Source organism: Streptomyces sp. NPDC088732, assembly GCF_044751205.1.
GTDB lineage: Bacteria > Actinomycetota > Actinomycetes > Streptomycetales > Streptomycetaceae > Actinacidiphila.
Genome location: NZ_JBIVLI010000001.1, coordinates 31943 through 50879, shown reverse-complemented (window position 1 = coordinate 50879; position 18937 = coordinate 31943). Strand labels below are relative to the sequence as shown.

Here is an 18937-nt window from a genome sequence, read left to right as displayed (position 1 = left end):
TGTTCAGAGAGGCGGTGCGGACTGATTCTGCGCGCGTAGATCAAGGGGGGACGTGCGTCGCACATGACGAACTATTGAACGGTACATGGCAAGTTCGCCGCCGGGGTGGCGGACGGCAGGACGTTCGCCCGGCGGCGGAACCGGCTGTCGTTCAACCGATGTGCGGCCCGTTGCGCCGCACACCGTCCAGTTCCAGGACGAAATCGGCGCCCAGGGCGGAGGAGGGGGTGTGCGTGCCGCGCGGCAGATCCGGCAGCCGCGGCACGATCCGCAGCACCGAATCCACCGTCAGGGCATAACCGTTGGGCGTGGACAGCGCCGCCTGGGCCTCGCCGCCGCGCGGATCGCGGGCGCGCGCCCACACCTGAGAGCGGGTACGGGCCAGCGCCCGTTCGCCCGGGCCGCGCACGAAGCGGTCGATCCCGGCGCGGGCAGCACGCCGCACCGGCCCGACCGCCAGCAGCCGGTCCACCAGCGGAGCGGCCGGCAGCCACGTGTAGGTCGAGATGTTCGGGATGCCCGTCGAGTGGTACGCCGTGCTCACATCGCCCCACGCGACACTCGCCACCGGACGGTCGCCGGTGCGGAAGGAGGCCGTGACGCGGTGCCGGCCCAGCGGTACGTCGCGGATCACGCCGTCGATCCTGGCCCGGCCGCCCGCCCCGTTGTCCAGCGCCTCCAGTGCGGAGCGGGCGGTGCCGGGACTGGCCCCACCCCCGGCGAGGAACGCCAGGTCCAGGTGGGTCGCACCGGGCAGCGCGGCCGCCACGGTCGCCGCCAGGCAGTCGGTCGGCACGACGTCGAAGCCCGCGCCGGGCAGCAGCGTCACCCCGGCCGCGCGGGCGCGGTCGCCGAGCGCGTGCAGCCGCTCCAGCACGTCGATCTCGCCGGTGATGTCGAGATAGTGCGTCCCGGTGACCAGGCACGCCTCCACCATCGGCAGCGCCGTCGCCGAGAAGGGGCCGGCGCAGTGTGCGACCGATGCCATCCCGGTCAGGGCCTCGCGGAGACCGGCGGCGTCACCGAGGCCCACCACCCGGTACGGCAGCCCGAGTTCCGACGCCAGGGGCTCCAGCGCGGTGGCGCTGCGTCCGGCCAGCACCGGGCGTTCCCCCCGGGCCACGGCTTCCCGCGCGATCAGGCGTCCGGTGTACCCGGTGGCTCCGTACAGCATCCACGTCACGCGAGCGGCTCCCCTCGAATCGGTGGTCCGGAGCCGATGTTACCCGCCGGTCACCACGGGGCGCAGCGAGTGGCGCGGTGCCGGGGGAGGCGACGGAAGGGCGATCATCCGACCAGCCGCTGAAACGACAATGACACGCCCTCGAACGAGGGGGGCGTGCTCACCCGATCCAGTGGCGCGGCGGGGCTGGGACGTACCACCGGCGTATGCGCTGCGTTGCATGGGGACATGGAGAGCACATCCATCGCTGCCCGCGGGTGCCTGATCGCCGGCCACGCCGACCATCACCTCACCTACGCCGAACTCACCGGCGCGTACTGGCTGGACCCGCCGATCTACTCCGAACTCGTCGCCGACTGGCGGGGCGCGGGGCGGACGGTCCCGCGCCGCACGGGCGCGGACGAGCCGGAGCCGGACCCGCTCAGCGGTGACAGTCGGCCGCGACCGCGGCCTGGAACAGAGCCAGTTCCACCACGGTAGGGGTGTGCAGCGTCCCGTTGCCGTCCGGTGGCACGAGCCACCGCAGCGCCCCCGCCCCCGCCGCCCGGTACGGCGGCGGGACCGCGATCCACGCGCCCGCGCCGGCGTACCGGATGCCCGAGCCCACCCATCTGCTCACCGGATCCGGGGGCAGGAAGAAGCCCACCCGATGGGACGCCGCGTCCGCGAGCGTCGGGCCCGGCTCCGCCCCCGGCATGCGCAAGAGGGCGTCGAGGGCGAGCAGTCCGAGATCCTCGGGGACGCTCAGCACGTCCCAGAACCGTCCCGCGGGCAGCAGTGCGGTGCCGCTCTCCCCGTGCTCCCACTCGCGTTTGCACGCCCGCGGATCCGCCGCGGCGGCCGCCAGCCATTCCGTTGCCTGCTTCGGTGCCGTATTCCTCATGGGCCTTACCATGGTAGATATTTCTACCTGGCGGAAGGGGTGGCGGGGCATGGCGTTTGAGGGTCGAAAACACTTGTTTTCCGAATGCGCGTACGCCCCTGTGAGCTGCGGCGCATGGAGTGACGGCCCTTCCCAAGGGTGATTTCTCGCCAGCAATTCCGAATGGCCCCGACAGGCCCCGGCGGCTTTTGTTTCCGGATTCGCGGAGGGCCGCCGGGGCCGGGGTCAGAGGGCGGCGGGCGGGGCTCCCTCGAAGGCGGCGGTGAGGACCGCGCGGACGTCGTCCGCGAGGGCGGGGCGGGGGGTGGCGTACGGAGCGGCGGTGGCGATCTCCGCGGCGCGGTTGATGTCCGCCCGGCCGAGGCCGAGTTCGGCCAGGGAGCGGGGGGCGCCGAGCCGGCCGCCGAGGGAGTGCAGGGCGGCGGCCGGGTCGTCGGTGGCCATGGCGCGACCGAGCGCCGCCGAAGCCGCGGGCGCGGCGGGGGCGTTGAAGGCCAGCACGTACGGCAGCAGCACGGTGTGGGTCTCCGAGTGCGGGAGGCCGAAGGTGCCGCCGAGCACGTGGGCCAGCTTGTGATGCAGGCCCATGGTCGTCGCGCCGAGGCACGCGCCGCACAGCCACGCCCCGTACAGGGCGTCGCCGCGGGCCCCGGGACCGGCCGGGTCGGCGACGACACGGGGGAGCGCGCCGGCCAGGGCCCGCACCCCCTCCTCGGCCATCAGCGAGACGATGGGCGTGGAATCGGGCGCGTACAGTGCCTCGACGGCGTGGGCCATCGCGTTGACGCCGCTGGTGACGGAGAGCGCGGGCGGCATCGACACCGTCAGTTCCGGGTCGTAGACGACGCTGCGCGGCAGGACGCGGGGGTCGCGACCGGTGCGCTTGACGGCGTCCTCGGTCAGTCCCCACACCGACGTCATCTCCGAGCCGGAGTACGTCGTCGGCACGGCGATCAGCGGCAGTCCCGTACGCAGCGCGACCGCCTTGCCGAGGCCGACCGCCGAGCCGCCGCCGACCGCGACCAGGCCGTCCGCGTCCACGTCCCGGGCGGCCTCGACGGCCTCGTCGGCCGCCTTCACCGGGACGTGCATCACCGCGCCCGGGTGGACACCCGCGCAGGCCGCGCCGAGCGAGTCGGCGACGGCCCGCGCGGTGTCCAGGCCGTGCCGCCCGGACACCACCAGCACACGGGTCAGCCCGAGCCGGTCCGCCTCGCCGGCGACGGCGGTGGTGGCGGACCCGGCGCGGAAGACGACCCGCATCGGCAGGGACTCGTGGACGAAGTCCAGGCCGTCGGCGCTCATGACGGCCGCAGCACGATGTCGAAGCCGGCCAGCCGGAACGGGGCCTTCACCCCGTACTCCGCCGCGAGCGCGGCGTCGTCGACCTCGGTGAACGTCTGCACCAGGCTCTTCTTCACCGCGAACACCGCGTCCGAGTCCAGGTACGCGCTGTCCTCGACGAAGATGTGCGTGGTCACCGGCTGGAAGCCGGTGTGCGCCGCGATGAAGTGGATGTGCGCCGGCCGGTACGGATGGCGCTCGGTGGCGCCGAGCAGTTCGCCGACCGGGCCGTCCGTCGGGATCGGGTAGTGCGCCGGGACGACCGTGCTGAAGCGGAAGCGCCCCTCCTCGTCGGTGGTGAACAGCCCGCGCCCGTTGCCTTGCGGCTGCGCCCCCGGCTGCTGCACGTCGTAGAAGCCGTTGCCGTCGGCCTGCCACACGTCCACCATCGCGCCCGCCAGCGGGGTGCCGTCCACCGACAGCACCCGCCCGGTCACCACGCACGGCTGCCCGGTGCCCATCATGTCGATCGAGTCGCCGAAGCCGCGCTCGGGCGAGTCGACCATGTGGAACGGGCCGAGCACGGTGGAGTCGGTGACCGGCTCACCGGCCGTGCCCGCGGCCTTGCGCTGGTTGATCGTCTCGACCAGCATCGACACGCCGAGGACGTCGGAGAGCAGGATGAACTCCTGCCGTGTGTCGTCGCACTTCTGCCCGGTGCGGGTCAGGAAGTCGACTCCCCACTCCCACTCCTCCATCGTGGGCTCGACCTCGCGGATGAAGTCGTGCAGATGGCGTGTCAGGCTGCCCAGGATCTCGCGCAGCCGCGGATCGGGCGTGCCGGCGAAGCTCTCCACGACCGCCGGGGTCGCGCTCTCTTCGGTGAAGTCCATCGTGGCTCCTTGTCAGTCCCGTCCCAGGATGCGCCGCAGCGCCCCGCCGAGCACGGACCGTGCCTCGGCCTCGTCGCCCGCCCCGCCCGTCTGCCGGAAGGCGACGTACAGGTCCGGGCGGACCAGCAGCACGCCGGTGTCGCCGGTCTCGCGCAGCCGCGCCCAGTCGCCGTAGGGGTCCTCGTAGTCCTGCCCGGGGCCGATCACGGCGGTTCCGATGTCCAGCCCCAGCTCGGCGCCGACGGCGCGGGCGGCCGCCACCCAGGTTTCGCCGCCGATGCCCGTGAGCAGCGTGAAGCGTCCGCGGCCGCCCAGGTCCAGGGTGGACAGGGCGCGGGTGCCCGCGGTCAGCCAGGCGTGCGGCAGCTTGGCGCCGGGGCGGCTGCTGGGCTGGTGGTGGAGTTCGGGGTCCCGGTCGAAACCGGGGTCCGCGGTGCCGTCGGGGACGACCGCCGCCGAGGAGTAGCGCTGGTTGAGCTCGACGCCGTGGGCGTTGAACTCGTAGCGCTTGAAGTCGATCGCCTCGCGCAGCCGCTGCCGGCGCTTCTCGCCGGCGGGCGAGGCCTCCTTGCGCGCCTCCATGTTGGCGACGAGCTGCTCCGGGCTCTGCGGGGCGAGCAGGTCCAGCGCCTCGAAGACCGGGGCGGTCTCGCCGATGGACTTGTTGGCGCGGGTGACGATCTGCTTGCCGACGGGGGCGCGTTCGGCGGTGTAGCTGTCGAGCAGCGACGGCGCCGCGGTGCCGTCGAGCACCAGCTTCAGCTTCCACGCCAGGTTGTAGGAGTCCTGGACGGAGGTGTTGGATCCCAGTCCGTTGGACGGCGGGTGCCGGTGCGTGGCGTCGCCCGCGCAGAAGACCCGGCCGCTGGAGTACGTCGTGGCGTACATCTCGTTGACCGTCCAGGACGAGGTGGAGCGGATCGTCACCGGCAGGTCGTCGTCGCCGATCAGCCGGCGGACCACCGACAGGGCGTACTCCTCGGTGAGGTCCGGCGGGGCGGCCTCGACGTCGTAGCCCCACACGATCAGCCACTCGTTCCACGGCTTGACGTTGCGCACCAGGCCCGCGCCGATGCCGCCGACCGTCGCCCCGGGGGTCAGGACCCAGTAGAGGGTGCCCGGCCGGTGGGCGGTCCAGCGGGACAGGTCGGCGTCGAAGAGGATGTTGATGCTCCCCGCCACCCCCATCCTGCCGTCCATCGGCAGGCCCGCGTCCTCGGCGACCTGGCTGCGGCCGCCGTCGGCGCCGATGAGGTACTTGGCGCGGATGGTGTACTCGTCGCCGCGCAGGGTGTCCTGCACGGTCACGGTCACGCCGTCCGCGTCCTGCACGAAGGACTTGTAGACGGTGCCGTAGCGCAGCTTGGTCCCGCGGGCGACGGCGGCGTCGACGAGCACCGGCTCCATGAGATGCTGCGGCATGTCGCACATGCGGGTCGGGCTGGCGAGTTCGTGCGCGGCCTGGACCAGCGGGTCGTTGCCCCAGGAGCGCAGGCGGCCCAGCTCCTCGCCCGCGATGCTGGTGCAGAAGACCGTGTTGTCCATCAGCGGCTGGGGTGTCGCCTTGGCGATCACCTCCTGCTCGACGCCCAGGTCGCGCAGGACCTCCATGGTGCGCTGATTGGTGATGTGCGCCCGGGGGGTCGCCGACAGGCGGTCGTACCGGGTCACGACGACGTTGGGGACTCCGTACGTGCTGAGGGCGAGCGCGGCGGTCGCCCCGGCGGGCCCGCTCCCCACGATCAGCACATCGGTTTCGATGCTCTCCATCAAAGCGGCTCCCTGACGGATAATTGAAATGGCAACGAAACGAATGGTGATCCCGCGGGAGGTTTTCGGCGTGTCTCAATCCGATACACCGCACGAGGCACTGCTGCTCGGTGCCTACCTGCGCGAGCGGCCGGAGGCGCGTGCGGTCGTCGCCGCCGACGGCAGGTCGCGGCTCGTGAGTGCCGAGGCCGCCAGAAGGCTCTCCGAAGAAGCCCTGGACCTGCTGGAACGGCGGGCCGGGGGCATGGTGAGGGACGGCCGCGCGGAGGGCTGCGAGCTGCCTCTGCCGGGCGGCGGCTGGTCCGCCCGGCTGCGCGCCGTGCAGGACGCCGGCGAGGTCATCGGCGCCGTGGCGGTCCTCACGCCCACCGGCGACGCGGGCACCCCGCCGCCCGTCGTGCCGGACCCGCGGCTGCCGGGGCTCGTCGGCGCCTCGGGGTCCTGGCGCTCCGCGGCGGCCCGTGCCGTGCAGCTCGGGCACTCACCCGGCACGCTGCTGATCGCGGGTGAGCCCGGCACCGGCAAGACCGGCGTGGCCCGCGCCGTGCGCCCGGACGCCGTCGAGCTCGACGCGGCCCAGGCCACCGCGGGGGCCGCGCACGAGTGGGTGGAGCGGCTGGCCGCCATGGACGCCCCGGTGCCGGTGCTCGTCCGGCACCTGGAGGCGCTGGACGCGGGCGCCGCCGCACTGCTGGTGGCACTGCTGGACCGCTTCCCCCGGATGCCGCTGACCGCCACCTCCACGCCGGGGGACCCGGTGGGCGGCGCGTGCGTGGACCGGCTCCTGGGACGGCTGGCGGCCCGCTCCGTGACACTGCCGCCGCTGCGTGAGCGCCCCGAGGACCTGCCGGGCCTGCTGGCCGCGCTGAGCCCGCGCCCCGCGCCCGGTTATCCGCCGCTGACCTGGACGGTGGAGGCCAGGCGGGTCCTGGAGCGGCACAGCTGGCCGGGGAACGTGGCGGAGCTGCGGCTGGTCGTGCGCGAGCTGGCCGACCGGCGCCGGCTGACGGCGCCGGTCCGCCCCGACGAACTGCCGGACGCCGTGCGCGGCGCGGCCGGCGGGCGCCGGCTGGGCAGTCTGGAGCGGGCCGAGCGCGACGCGATCCTGGACGCGCTGCGCACCCACGGCGGCAACAAGGCGCGCGCCGCGCAGGCGCTCGGTATCGCCCGTGCGACGGTCTACCGCAAACTGCGGAGCTACGGCATCCAGGGAATATAGTTTAGAATTCAACATGTTAGCCCGGCTGTACGCACGCCCCCCGCAGGAGGAGACCCCCATGACCACCCAGCTGGATGTCCGCCGCGCAGGACAGCGGTTCCACACCCGTGCGGGCTGGCTCGACTCGCACCACTGCTTCTCCTTCAGCCACCACTACGACCCGAAGAACACCCACTTCGGCCTGCTGCTGGTCTCCAACGACGACGTCGTCGCGCCCGGCACCGGCTTCGACACCCACCCGCACCGCGACATGGAGATCGTCACCTGGGTGCTCGACGGCGGCCTCGTCCACCAGGACTCCGAGGGCCACAACGGCGTGATCTACCCGGGCCTCGCCCAGCGCATGAGCGCCGGCACCGGCATCCTGCACAGCGAGAAGAACGACTCCTGGAAGATCACCGGCGGCGCCGAGCACAAGGACCCCGTCCACTTCGTGCAGATGTGGGTCTTCCCCGACGAACAGGGCATCAAGCCCGGCTACGAGCAGCTGGACATCAACGACGAACTCGCCCGCGGCGGCTGGGTCACCGTCGCCTCCGGCATGGACCGCGACCGCGACCAGCGCGCCATCTCCATCGCGCAGAAGCACGCCGCCCTGCGGGCCTCCCGCATGACCGCGGACCAGAGCCTCGCGCTGCCGACCGCGCCCTTCGTCCACGTGTACGTCGCCAAGGGCGAGGTCGCGCTGGAAGGCGCCGGCCTGCTGTCGAAGGGCGACGCCGTACGCGTCACCGGGTCCGAGGGCCAGCGGCTGACCGCCGGCGCCGAGGGCGCGGAAGTCCTGGTGTGGGAAATGGACGCCGCCGTCACCTTCGGGTGACGACGTGGTAGACCTGAGGGCCATGACCCGCACTCTCGCCCACGCGCCGATCATGGTCCTCAACGGTCCCAACCTCAACCTGCTCGGGCAACGGCAGCCGGAGATCTACGGCCCCGAGACGCTCGCCGACGTCGAGGCCCTCTGCGCGACGACGGCCGCGCGCCACGGCGGCTCCGTCGACTGCCGCCAGAGCAACCACGAGGGGCAGCTCGTGGACTGGATCCACGAGGCGCGCGAAGGGCACTGCGGGATCGTCATCAACGGGGCCGCCTATACGCACACCTCGATCGCGCTGCTCGACGCGCTGAACGTCTGCGAAGGACTGCCGGTGGTGGAGGTGCACATCTCCAACATCCACCGGCGCGAGTCCTTCCGGCACCACAGCTACCTCTCGCAGCGCGCCGACGGTGTCATCGTCGGCTGCGGCATCCAGGGCTACGCCTTCGCCGTGGAACGCGTGGTGTCGCTGCTCGCGGCGGCCTGAGCCCCCGGCGGTCAGGCCTCGCCCGGCCGCCAGTCCGGCCACTCGCCCGGGTGGTCGGCCCAGTGCACCTGCTGGGGATCGGACACATCGATGTCCGGGAACGCGTCGCGCACCCGCAGCTCGAACTCCTCGCGCTCCAGCTGCTGCCAGCCACGGCCGCGGAGGTGCACCCGCCGGTAGCGGTGGTCCTCCGCGAGCGGGGCGACGTCCACCTTGTGGGTTGTCTCCATGCCTCCAGGGTGCACCTGAGCGCGCCGGGCCGCAGGTCTGGCCACCACCACCTCGGCCGGGCGCAGCAGATGCCCGCCGACCCGGTAACCCGGGCGCACGACCTCCGCGCACACCGGGCCCTCCCCCTCCGCCCCGCCCGCGGTGCCCACCGCCTCGTGCCGCACCGGGTCGAAGGGGTCGCCCGGCGTGCCGAAGGACCGCAGGCCCAGCTCGCCGAGCCGGGTCTCCAGCACCTCCACGACCGCACCGAACCCCTGCGTCACCTCGCCCAGCTCCCTGGCCCGGTCCACCGCGTCCAGGACCGGCAGCAGGCCGCGCAGCACATTGGCGACGGCGATCTCGCGCACCGCCAGGCGGTCCCGGTGCACGCGCTTGCGGTAGTTGTCGTACTCCGCCTTCAGCCGCTTGAGGTCCGCCGTGCGCTCGGCCAGGCGCGCACGCAGCTCACCCGTCCCCTCCGGCGGGGCGGCGCCGTTCATCCCGTGCCCCCCTCCCGCTTGTCGTCGTCGACGATCTCGGCGTCCACCACGTCGCCGTCGCCGTCGTCGCCCGCGGCGGACGGCGGGGGTTCGGCCCCCTGGCCGGCGCCCGCGGACTCGGCCTGGGCCCGGGCGTACATCGCCGTGCCGATCTTCTGCGCCGTCGCGCTCAGCCGCTCGGTCGAGGTGCGGATGGCCGCCGTGTCGTCGCCCTCGGCCGCGAGCTTCTCCTTCAGGTCCGCGACCGCCGCCTCCGTCTCGGACCGCAGATCGGCCGGGACCTTGTCGGGGTTGTCGCGCAGCAGCTTCTCGGTCGAGTAGACCAGGCCCTCCGCGGTGTTGCGGGTCTCGGCGGCCTCGCGGCGCCTGTGGTCCTCCTCGGCGTACTGCTCGGCCTCGCGCATCATGCGGTCGATGTCGGTCTTCGGCAGCCCGGAGCCGCCCGTGACCGTCATCTTCTGCGTGGTGCCGGTCCCCAGGTCCTTCGCCGCCACGTGCATGATGCCGTTCGCGTCGATGTCGAAGGAGACCTCGACCTGCGGCACCCCGCGCGGCGCGGGGGGCAGCCCGGTCAGCTCGAACACGCCCAGCTTCTTGTTGTACGCCGCGATCTCGCGCTCGCCCTGGAACACCTGGATCTGCACCGACGGCTGGTTGTCCTCGGCCGTGGTGAAGATCTCCGAGCGCTTGGTCGGGATGGTCGTGTTGCGCTCGATCAGCTTGGTCATAATGCCGCCCTTGGTCTCGATGCCCAGGGACAGCGGGGTGACGTCGAGCAGCAGCACGTCCTTGACCTCGCCCTTGAGGACACCGGCCTGGAGACTCGCGCCGATGGCCACGACCTCGTCCGGGTTCACGCCCTTGTGCGGGTCCTTGCCCGTCAGCGACTTGACCAGGTCCGTCACCGCCGGCATCCGGGTGGAACCGCCGACGAGGATCACGTGGTCCACGTCGGAGACGTCGATCCGGGCGTCCTGCACCGCCTGGTGGAAGGGCGACTTGCAGCGCTCCAGCAGATCCGCGGTCAGCTGCTGGAACTGGGCGCGGGTCAGCTTCTCGTCCAGGTGCAGCGGACCCTCGGCGGACGCCGTGATGTAGGGCAGGTTGACGGTCGTCTCGGTCGACGACGACAGCTCGATCTTCGCTCGCTCTGCGGCCTCGCGCAGGCGCTGCAACGCCATTTTGTCCTGGGACAGGTCCAGCCCGTAGCCGCTCTTGAAGCGCTCGACGAGATGGTCCACGATGCGCTGGTCCCAGTCGTCGCCGCCCAGCTGTGTGTCGCCGTTGGTGGCCTTGACCTCCACCACGCCCTCGCCGATGTCGAGCAGGGACACGTCGAAGGTGCCGCCGCCCAGGTCGAAGACGAGGATCGTCTGGTCGTTCTCCTTGTCCAGGCCGTAGGCCAGCGCCGCGGCGGTGGGCTCGTTGATGATGCGCAGGACCTTGAGCCCGGCGATCTCGCCGGCCTCCTTGGTCGCGGTGCGCTGCACGTCGTCGAAGTACGCCGGGACGGTGATCACCGCGTCCGTCACGTCCTCGCCGAGGTACGACTCCGCGTCCCGCTTCAGCTTCTGCAGCACCCGCGCCGAGATCTCCTGGGCGGTGAAGCGCTTGCCGTCGATCTCGCCGGAGTCCGGGAACCGCCAGTCGGGGTCACCCATGTGCCGCTTGGCCGAGCGCGCCGTGCGCTCCACATTGGTCACGGCCTGGCGCTTGGCGATCTCGCCGACGAGGACCTCGCCGCCCTTGCCGAAGGCCACCACGGAAGGCGTGGTCCGCGCTCCCTCGGTGTTGGTGATGACGGTGGGCTCACCGCCCTCCAGCGCGCAGACCACCGAATTGGTGGTGCCGAGGTCAATACCGACCGGACGTGTCATGTCAGTCGCCTCCTCCCCTCCAGGGTGCGACGACGCGGGGCCGATCACCAGACGGCGGGGCCGGGCGGAGGAGGCCGCCCCCTTCCGGAATATTCGCGCTGTCGGTGACGGCGGGCGCTGCTAGCGTCGGCCAGATGTCCTCACTGAGTGCAGGAGTGATCCTCTTCCACGACCAACACCTCGCCGTGCACGACGACTTGACCCTGCCCCTGGCACCCGTCCCGCCGCGCGGCAACCCCGCGGCGGCAGCCCGGGAGGCGGCCCGCAGCGCCCTCGGCGTGGACGCCCGCATCGACGCCTCACCCTGCCTGGAGGTGCGCGCGACCGCGGGCACCGAGCTGTACTTCCGCGCCGCGGCACCGCCCCTGCCCGCCCCCGCCCCGCCCCGGCTGCTCACCCGGCAGGAGGCACTGCACCTGCCGCTCGCGCCGTGGACCGCGTGGGAGGCCATCCTGCGCTCCTGGGACGGGCCGCCCTGGTGGCGGGGCCGGCTCGTCCTGGAGGAGCCCGTCGGCCGGCCGCCCAAGCGGACCCGCGCCGGGGCAGTGATCATCCGCGACGGGCACATGCTGCTGATCCGTTACCGGCACCGCCGCGGCGACTACTACGAGATACCCGGCGGCGGCGTCGAGCCCGGGGAGACCCCGCAGGCCGCGGTCGTGCGCGAGCTCGCCGAGGAGACCGGGCTCACCGGCACCGTCGGCCGCGAGATCGCCCGTGTCGACCGGGTCCACCGCGGCTCGCACCCGGGCCACTACTTCCTCGTCGAGGTCGCCGGCACCATCGGCCCGCGGTCCTCCCTCGACCTGGAGAAGGGCGCCGCCCCGGTCTGGGTCCCCGTCGCGGACCTGCGGCACCTGCCCCTGTGGCCCAAACGGCTCGGCTGGCGCATCGCCCACTGGCACGACGCGGGCTGGCCGCAGCAACCCGCCGAGTTCTGCGACTCGCTGCTCGACCTCGAGGTGCCCTGCGACTGGTGATCGCCCGGCGGAAAACGCGGGGCGCGGGGCCGCGCGCGGTGGCAGGATCACCGGCATGACACACATCGTCCTGGTCCAGGGGGACATCACCGAACAGGCTGTGGACGCCGTCGTCAATGCCGCCAACTCCTCGCTCCTGGGCGGTGGCGGCGTCGACGGCGCGATCCACCGCCGCGGCGGTCCGCAGATCCTGGAGGAGTGCCGCGCACTGCGCGCCTCCCACTACGGTCGCGGACTGCCGACCGGGCAGGCCGTCGCCACCACCGCGGGGCGGCTGCCCGCCCGCTGGGTCATCCACACCGTCGGCCCGGTGTGGTCGGCCACGGAGGACCGCTCGGCGCAGCTGGCCTCGTGCTACCGGGAGTCGCTGCGCGTGGCGGACGAGCTGGGCGCCCGTACGGTGGCGTTCCCGGCGGTCTCCACGGGGGTGTACGGCTGGCCGCTGGAGGGTGGGGCGCGGATTGCGCTGGAGACTGTGCGGGGGGTGCGGGGGGCGCGGGGCGCCCTGGAGGAGGTGCGGTTCGTGCTCTTCGACGAGCGTGCCTACGCGGTCTTCGAGGCCGTCCTCTCGGCAGGCTGATCCTGCCAGGTTTTTCCCCCGCCCTCCCGCCCGTGTGCCCTGTGAAGTCTGGGCGCCCCGACGCGCGTTGTTGGGGGGCCGGGTTCGGGGCCTCCGGGGCTGCCATTCTGGACAGCACATTTAGGTGCCTCAGGCACTCGGATTGATCGCTCCGGGTTGTGCACCCAAATATGCTCCACAGTCCAGAACGCCACCCCTACGACCCCGCCCCCTCCGTAGTTGCATGCGCCTGATCCCCGGTGGGTGGGCGAGGAGGCGGTCCGGGGTCGCTGCAAGTGCTCATTTGAACCCCCACCGGCCGAAAGTCGCCCCAACGACCCCGGGAGGGGGTGCGCCGGGGTCCGCCCGCAGGGGACGAGCGGAGACCGCGGTGCGCAACACGTTGGCGTAGACCGCGAGCCCCGAGGACGGACTCCGGAGCGGCGCCGACCTCCACAACGCACGCAGCGCAGGGCCCGCACTTACCGCGCCGGGCACACGGGCGGGAGGGCGGGGAAAAACCCAGGCAGCCAGCGCAGCGCGGCGTTACCGGAGGGCCAGGACGGAGTCCACCGTGTCCGCCTCCGCGGCGGACTTGTCCTCGCGATACCGCAGCACACGGGCGAACCGGAGCGTGACCCCCGCGGGATAGCGGGAGGACCGCTGCAGCCCGTCGAAGGCGATCTCGACGACGAGCTCGGGGCGGACGCGGACGATCCAGCCGTCGTCGCTGACGGCGAGCTCCTGCAGGCGTTCGGTCTGCCACGCGAGCATCGCGTCCGTGAGGCCCTTGAAGGTCTTGCCGAGCATCGCGAACGTGCCGTTGGGGCGCCGGGCGCCGAGGTGGAGGTTGGAGAGCTTGCCGGTGCGGCGGCCGTGGCCCCATTCGGCGGCGAGGACCACCAGGTCCAGGGTGTGCACAGGTTTCACCTTGAGCCACGCGGCGCCGCGCCGCCCCGCGCTGTAGGGGGCGTCGAGGGCTTTGACGACGACGCCTTCGTGGCCGCGTTCCAGGACCTGCGTGGCGAACTCCCGTGCCGCCTCGCGGGTGGCGGGGTCGGCCGGGTCGGCCGCGACCAGGCGCCGGACGCGGCGGGGGCCGGGGGCGATGCGGGCCAGTTCGGCGTGGCGTTCCGCGGTGGTCAGGTCCAGCAGGTCGCGGCCGTCGACGGACAGGAGGTCGAAGAAGACGGGTGCCACCGGCAGGGCGGCCCGGGCGGTGGCGACGTCGAGGCGTGAGCCGACGCGGGAGGAGGTCTCCTGGAAGGGGCGCGGGCGGCCGTCGTCGCCGAAGGAGATGACCTCGCCGTCGAGGACGGCCTCGTCCACCGCCAATTCCAGGGCGGCGGTGACGACTTCGGGCAGCCGGTCGGTGATCTCGTCCAGGGTGCGGGTGTAGACGCGGACGCCGGGGCCGGTGCGGTGCACCTGGACGCGGATCCCGTCGAGTTTCTCCTCCAGCGCGCAGGGGCCGAGGCGGTCCAGGGCCTCGTCCACGTCCTTGGCGGTCTGGGCGAGCATCGGCTGCACCGGGCGCCCGACCTCCAGACGGAACGCGGCCAGGGCGTCCGGCCCGTCCGCCAGGACCGAGCGCGCGACCGCGCCCAGCGAGCCGCCGAGCATGACCGCCCGCCGTACGTCCTCCGCGGGTGCTCCGGCGGCGGCCGCGAGCCCTTCGACGGCCAGGGCGTCGAGTGCCCCCTGCCGCAGTTCCCCGCCGATCAGCCCGAGCAGGAACGCCTGCTCCTCGCGCGTGGCCGCGCCCATCAGCTCCGCCACGAGGCGTTTGCGCTCCGCGGTGGCGCCCTTGCCGGTCACCGCGGCGATCCGGTCCAGGGTGCCGTGCACCTCGGCGACGGTCAGACGGGGCTCGGCGGCCGGCTCGTGGCGTTCGCGCAGGGTGCTCCAGCCGACGCCCGTGCGGCGCTGCGGAAGCCGCCCCGCGATGTACGTGATGACCACGGGCGCCTCGTCGGGGTCGGCGGCCGTCAGCAGGCGGGCGAGCGCCGCGACCTTCTCCGACCGGGCGGACGTGGCCGCGATCTCCTGGGACGTACGCGCGATCTCCGCGAGCAGCATGGCTCCATGGTCGCCCAGAGGCGGCCCCGGCGCAGCGGTCCCCGCGGTTCCCGCGCGGTCACGCGGCCCGGCTGCCGTCCGCCATCTGCCGGCGCTGCACCAGCCGTGAGATGTCGCCGCCGGTGACGATGCCGACCGGGCGGCCGCCGTCCACGACCACCACGCGCACGCCCGCGGCGCCGGACCGCAGGTGCTCCAGGGCGTCGCTGACGAGCTCGTCCGGGGAGCCGGTGGTGACCTGGGACAGCGGGACGGCGACGTCGCGGACCCGCACCTCGGCGCGGCGCTCGGCCGGCACGGAGGTCAGGCGCCGCACCGAGACCAGCCCGGACAGCCGGCCGTCGAAGTCGAGCAGCGGCAGCACCGAGTGCCGGGAGCGCAGGGCGACCTCGTCGATGAAGCGGTCCACGGCCAGCCAGTCGGAGCCGGTGGCCACCGGGGAGGACATCGCGTCCCCGAGGCGTACGCCGCGCAGGGCGGAGCCGATGACGGCGCGCTGCCGTTCGGCGCCCGCGGTGAGGGCCATGAACAGCCCGACGAGCGCCAGCCACAGGCCGCCGGGGACGCCGCGGGCGAACGCCAGCCAGCCGCCGAGGACCAGCAGCACCCCGACGACCTGCCCGCCGCGGCCCGCGGCGCGGTCGGCGCGGTCGCGGTCCCCGGTCCGCCACCACAGCAGTGCCTGGAACACCCGTCCGCCGTCCAGCGGCGCCGCGGGCAGCAGGTTGAAGACGCCGAGGAGCAGGTTGGCCCAGCCCAGCCAGACCAGCAGCGCCCCGGGGACGGAGCGGTGGGTCGCCTCCGCCACGCCGATGCCCGCGCCGAGCGCGACGCCTCCGATGACGAGACTGGCCAGCGGCCCGCTGACCGCGACCAGGAAGGCCGTGCCCGCCGAGGTGGGCCGGTCCATGCGCGTCATGCCGCCCATCGCCCACAAGGTGACGTCCTGCACGGAGATGTGCTTGCGCAGGGCCGTCCTCGCGTGCGCGATCTCGTGCACGAGCAGGCTCGCCATCAGCAGGACCGCGCCCACGGCGGCCGCCAGGGTGTAGACGCCGGCGGACAGCCCGGGGATCCACGCGGGCAGGGTGTCACGGCCGAGCCCGTACGCGAGCAGCACGACGAGTACGGGGACGCTCCAGTGCATCCGCAGCGGTACCCCGTAGACCTGTCCCATCCGGATCGAGCCGTTCATGACACATGACCCCTTCGGGAGCCCCTTCCAGTGTCACTCCGTACGGGCCGCGGTGGCGCGGTGTTCCTGGGGGCTGATCCCGCGCACCCGCTTGAAGGCGGCGCTCAGCGCGAAGGGGCTGCCGTAGCCGACCCGGCGGGCGACCGCGCCGAGGGTGGCGTCCGGTTCGCGCAGCAGGTCCGCGGCGAGCGTGAGACGCCAGCCGGTCAGATAGGCCATCGGGGGTTCGCCGACGAGTTCGCCGAAGCGGCGGGCGAGTGCCGCCCGGGAGACACCGGCCTCGGCGGCCAGCCCGGCCACCGTCCAGGGGTGCGCGGGGTTGTTCTGGAGCAGGCGCAGCGCCCGGCCCACCACGGGGTCGGCGAAGGCCCGGTACCAGGCGGGGGCCGACGGCCCGCGCCGGGCGAACCAGGTGCGCAGCACCGAGATCAGCAGGAGGTCCAGCAGCCGGTCCAGGACCGCCTCCTGCCCCGGTTCGTCCTTGACGATCTCCTCGGACAGCAGCGCGGGCAGCGGGCTCTCCCAGTCGCCGGCGGGGAGCACGAGCAGCGGGGGCAGGGCGTCGAGCAGGCGGCGGCCGACCTCGCCGCGCAGCTGGTACGTGCCGACAAGCATGACGTCCGCACCGTCGGCCTGGTTGCCCCAGGTCCGTACGCCCAGCGCCATGGTGTCGGCCAGGTCGTGCCCGTCCGCGGTGCGGCACACCTCGCCGGGCAGGATCCACGCCAGCGGTGCGGTCGTGGGCCGGTCGGCGACGGTGTACGGGGCCGGGCCGCGCGCGACGGCGACGTCACCGGGGCCGAGCCGTACCGCTTCGCCCTGCTCGGGCACGATCCACGCCCCGCCCCGTGCGACCGTCATGACGCACAGCGGGGTGCGGTCCTCGATCCGTACCGACCACGGCGGTTCCATGACCATGCGCAGCAGGAACGCGCCCCGCGCGCGGGGTCCGTCCAGCAGACCCGTCAGTGCGTCCATACGGGTCAGCGTAGACGCTCGCGCATGGAGAGGAGCGGATCGGCCATGGTGCGTCTCACTGGGCGGCCGCTTCACTGAGGGCATGACGCAGAATTCCGTATCGGACCTCGCACCCACCGCCCTCGTCCTCGGCGGCGCTGGCAAGACCGGCCGCCACGTCGCCCGGGCGCTGACCGCCCGCGGCCTCGCGGTGCGCACCGCCTCCCGCTCCGGCGAACCGCCCTTCGACTGGGCGGACCGCGCCGGCTGGGAGGCCGTGCTCGACGGCGCGAGCCTCGCCTACCTCGCCTACCACCCCGACATCGGCGACCCGGGAGCCGCCGCCGCGCTCGGCGACTTCGCCGCGCTCGCCGCCGCGAGCGGAGTGCGCCGCCTCGTCCTCCTGTCCGCCCGCGGCGAGGACCTCGCCCGGCCGGCCGAGGACGCCGTGCGCGGCGGCGGCGTCGACTGCACGGTGATCCGGGCCAGTTGGTTCTCCCAGAACTTCACCGAGGGCCTGTTCCTCGACGGTGTCCGCGACGGCGAGATCGTCTTCCCGGCCGGCGCGGTCGGCGAACCCTTCGTCGACGCACGGGACATCGCCGACGTCGCGGTGGCCGCGCTCACCGGCGACGGGCACACCGGCCGCACCTACGAGGTGACCGGCCCGCGCCTGCTCACCTTCGCCGAAGCCGCGGCGGAGATCGCTGCCGCCACCGGCCGCGCCGTCCGCTACACCGCCGTCGCGCCCCGCGCGTACGGTCCGCGACTCGCCGCCCTCGGGCTGCCGGACGAGACGGTCGGCTTCCTCACCCAGCTCTTCGGCGAACTGCTCGACGGGCGCAACGCCCACCTCACCGACGACGTCGCGCGGGTCCTCGGCCGCGCCCCGCGCGACTTCCGGGACTTTGCCCGCGAGGCCGCCGCCGCGGGGGTGTGGGACCGCTGACGTCACGGTGTCGTCCGCCGGTCAGGGCCGCACCGCCGTACCTGGCGGGAAGCGCGCGGCCCGCCGGCCGGCGGGGGAGCGGCCCGGAGCCGGCCGGTGCGGGCGAGTGGTACCGCTTGCTGTGCGGCGGACCTGGTGCGGTCGTGACGCGGGGGAACGGTGGGGCGGCCGTGAACCCGCCCTGAGCCGGGGCGAGTTCCGGCCGCCGGGGCCCGGCCGGATGCGGACGTGTTCCTTCCGGCCAGAGGCACGGGGGCTCGGCCATTCCTGTGGGAATTCCATGGGGATTCTGTACGCGTCCTGTGACGCATGGTGTCGTGTACGCGACACCGGACGGGGAGCAGGACCCGGTGTCGGCCATCCTTCGACGACCGGAAGGAAACCCCTCAATGACGTTACGTGCGATCACCCTCAGCGGTGTCGCCGCCGCATCGCTTCTCAGCCCCCTGGCCTGGGAGCCGAACGGTGCGACACCGCCCCCGCCCGACCGCATCGTCATCGACGTCGCCACCGTGAACGGCTCGGGATGCCCCGCGGGCACGGCCGCCGTGGCCGTCTCGCCGGACAACGAGGCGTTCACCGTCACGTACAGCCAGTACGTGGCCCAGGTGGGCGTCGGCTCCAAGCCGACCGACTTCCGCAAGAACTGCCAGCTCAACCTGAACGTGCACGTGCCGCAGGGCTTCACCTACGCGATCGCCGCGGCCGACTACCGGGGCTTCGCACACCTGGAACGGGGCGCCTCCGGCGTGGAGAAGGCCAGTTACTACTTCCAGGGCTCGCCCGACACCAGCGCCATCAGCCACACCTTCCGCGGCTCCCTGGACGACAACTGGCAGGCCACCGACAGCGTCGACGTCGCGGCCCTGGTCTGGGCGCCCTGCGGCGAACTCCGCAACTTCAACATCAACACCGAACTGCGGGTCGCCGCCGGCACGTCCGACCCCTCCCGCACCACGAGCTTCATGACGATGGACTCGACGGACGGCAGCATCAGGACCACCTACCACCTCGCGTGGAAGGTGTGCCCCGCAAGCTGACGGACCGGGCCCCGGCGCACTCCCGGCCGGGGCCCGACCCGGCTGCCCGGCAGCC

At 73.3% G+C, this 18937-nt stretch carries 17 protein-coding genes; 7 read left to right on the top strand and 10 right to left on the bottom strand.

From position 1 onward, the window contains the following. Nucleotides 1-151: 151 nt before the first annotated feature. The 5 genes from ACIP9H_RS00185 to ACIP9H_RS00165 form a co-directional block, all read right to left on the bottom strand. Complete coding sequence (locus ACIP9H_RS00185; protein ID WP_401585646.1) at nt 152-1174, bottom strand: saccharopine dehydrogenase family protein; 1023 nt, start codon at nt 1172-1174, stop codon at nt 152-154. 430 nt (nt 1175-1604) lie between these two features. Next, nucleotides 1605-2066, bottom strand: a complete 462-nt coding sequence (locus ACIP9H_RS00180) for a hypothetical protein (protein WP_360899476.1) — start codon at nt 2064-2066, stop codon at nt 1605-1607. A 225-nt stretch (nt 2067-2291) separates the two neighbouring features. Next, nucleotides 2292-3371, bottom strand: a complete 1080-nt coding sequence (locus tag ACIP9H_RS00175; protein WP_401956443.1) for a maleylacetate reductase — start codon at nt 3369-3371, stop codon at nt 2292-2294. Then, entirely contained in the window at nt 3368-4243 is an 876-nt protein-coding gene (locus ACIP9H_RS00170; RefSeq protein WP_401585479.1) for an intradiol ring-cleavage dioxygenase, read from the bottom strand. The genes ACIP9H_RS00175 and ACIP9H_RS00170 overlap by 4 nt, the downstream gene beginning before the upstream one ends. 12 nt (nt 4244-4255) lie before the next feature. Beyond that, the gene (locus ACIP9H_RS00165) at nt 4256-6013 is read right to left on the bottom strand and encodes an FAD-dependent oxidoreductase (RefSeq protein WP_401956441.1); all 1758 of its coding nucleotides are present in this window, start codon (nt 6011-6013) and stop codon (nt 4256-4258) included. 70 nt (nt 6014-6083) lie between these two features. Between ACIP9H_RS00165 and ACIP9H_RS00160 the strand changes: the two genes are divergently transcribed. From ACIP9H_RS00160 to aroQ, 3 genes are read left to right on the top strand one after another with little or no spacing between them, the layout of a single operon-like run. After that, nucleotides 6084-7232 (top strand): helix-turn-helix domain-containing protein, encoded by a 1149-nt coding sequence (locus tag ACIP9H_RS00160; protein WP_401585485.1) that lies wholly within the window; start codon nt 6084-6086, stop codon nt 7230-7232. Between the two features lie 58 nt (nt 7233-7290). Continuing rightward, nucleotides 7291-8052 (top strand): pirin family protein, encoded by a 762-nt coding sequence (locus tag ACIP9H_RS00155; RefSeq protein WP_401585487.1) that lies wholly within the window; start codon nt 7291-7293, stop codon nt 8050-8052. Nucleotides 8053-8074: 22 nt separating this feature from the next. After that, the gene (aroQ, locus tag ACIP9H_RS00150) at nt 8075-8536 is read left to right on the top strand and encodes a type II 3-dehydroquinate dehydratase (RefSeq protein WP_401585489.1); all 462 of its coding nucleotides are present in this window, start codon (nt 8075-8077) and stop codon (nt 8534-8536) included. An 11-nt stretch (nt 8537-8547) separates the two neighbouring features. On the opposite strand, the gene grpE is transcribed toward aroQ, so the two are convergent. Together grpE and dnaK are read right to left on the bottom strand one after the other, a co-directional pair. Further along, nucleotides 8548-9246 carry a nucleotide exchange factor GrpE gene (gene grpE / locus ACIP9H_RS00145; protein ID WP_401585492.1) on the bottom strand — a complete coding sequence of 233 codons (699 nt, stop codon included), beginning with the start codon at nt 9244-9246 and terminating at the stop codon, nt 8548-8550. Beyond that, the gene (dnaK, locus tag ACIP9H_RS00140; protein ID WP_401585494.1) at nt 9243-11123 is read right to left on the bottom strand and encodes a molecular chaperone DnaK; all 1881 of its coding nucleotides are present in this window, start codon (nt 11121-11123) and stop codon (nt 9243-9245) included. Before dnaK ends, grpE begins: the two co-directional genes overlap by 4 nt. Before the next feature lie 134 nt (nt 11124-11257). On the opposite strand from dnaK, the gene ACIP9H_RS00135 reads away from it, so the two are divergent. Continuing rightward, the gene (locus tag ACIP9H_RS00135; protein WP_401585497.1) at nt 11258-12103 is read left to right on the top strand and encodes an NUDIX domain-containing protein; all 846 of its coding nucleotides are present in this window, start codon (nt 11258-11260) and stop codon (nt 12101-12103) included. Between the two features lie 55 nt (nt 12104-12158). Next, nucleotides 12159-12683 (top strand): O-acetyl-ADP-ribose deacetylase, encoded by a 525-nt coding sequence (locus tag ACIP9H_RS00130; protein ID WP_401585500.1) that lies wholly within the window; start codon nt 12159-12161, stop codon nt 12681-12683. Between the two features lie 525 nt (nt 12684-13208). On the opposite strand, the gene ACIP9H_RS00125 is transcribed toward ACIP9H_RS00130, so the two are convergent. The 3 genes from ACIP9H_RS00125 to ACIP9H_RS00115 are packed head-to-tail and all read right to left on the bottom strand — an operon-like array spanning nt 13209 to nt 16914. Next, the gene (locus tag ACIP9H_RS00125) at nt 13209-14741 is read right to left on the bottom strand and encodes an ATP-dependent DNA ligase (RefSeq protein WP_401585503.1); all 1533 of its coding nucleotides are present in this window, start codon (nt 14739-14741) and stop codon (nt 13209-13211) included. Nucleotides 14742-14799: 58 nt separating this feature from the next. Beyond that, complete coding sequence (locus ACIP9H_RS00120; RefSeq protein WP_401585506.1) at nt 14800-15936, bottom strand: site-2 protease family protein; 1137 nt, start codon at nt 15934-15936, stop codon at nt 14800-14802. Nucleotides 15937-15969: 33 nt separating this feature from the next. After that, nucleotides 15970-16914, bottom strand: coding sequence for an AraC family transcriptional regulator (locus ACIP9H_RS00115; protein ID WP_401585508.1), 945 nt, complete (start codon nt 16912-16914; stop codon nt 15970-15972). Between the two features lie 82 nt (nt 16915-16996). On the opposite strand from ACIP9H_RS00115, the gene ACIP9H_RS00110 reads away from it, so the two are divergent. Together ACIP9H_RS00110 and ACIP9H_RS00105 are read left to right on the top strand one after the other, a co-directional pair. After that, nucleotides 16997-17842, top strand: a complete 846-nt coding sequence (locus ACIP9H_RS00110; protein WP_401585510.1) for an NmrA family transcriptional regulator — start codon at nt 16997-16999, stop codon at nt 17840-17842. A 389-nt stretch (nt 17843-18231) separates the two neighbouring features. Next, nucleotides 18232-18882, top strand: a complete 651-nt coding sequence (locus tag ACIP9H_RS00105; RefSeq protein WP_401585512.1) for a DUF4360 domain-containing protein — start codon at nt 18232-18234, stop codon at nt 18880-18882. Nucleotides 18883-18937: the final 55 nt, after the last annotated feature.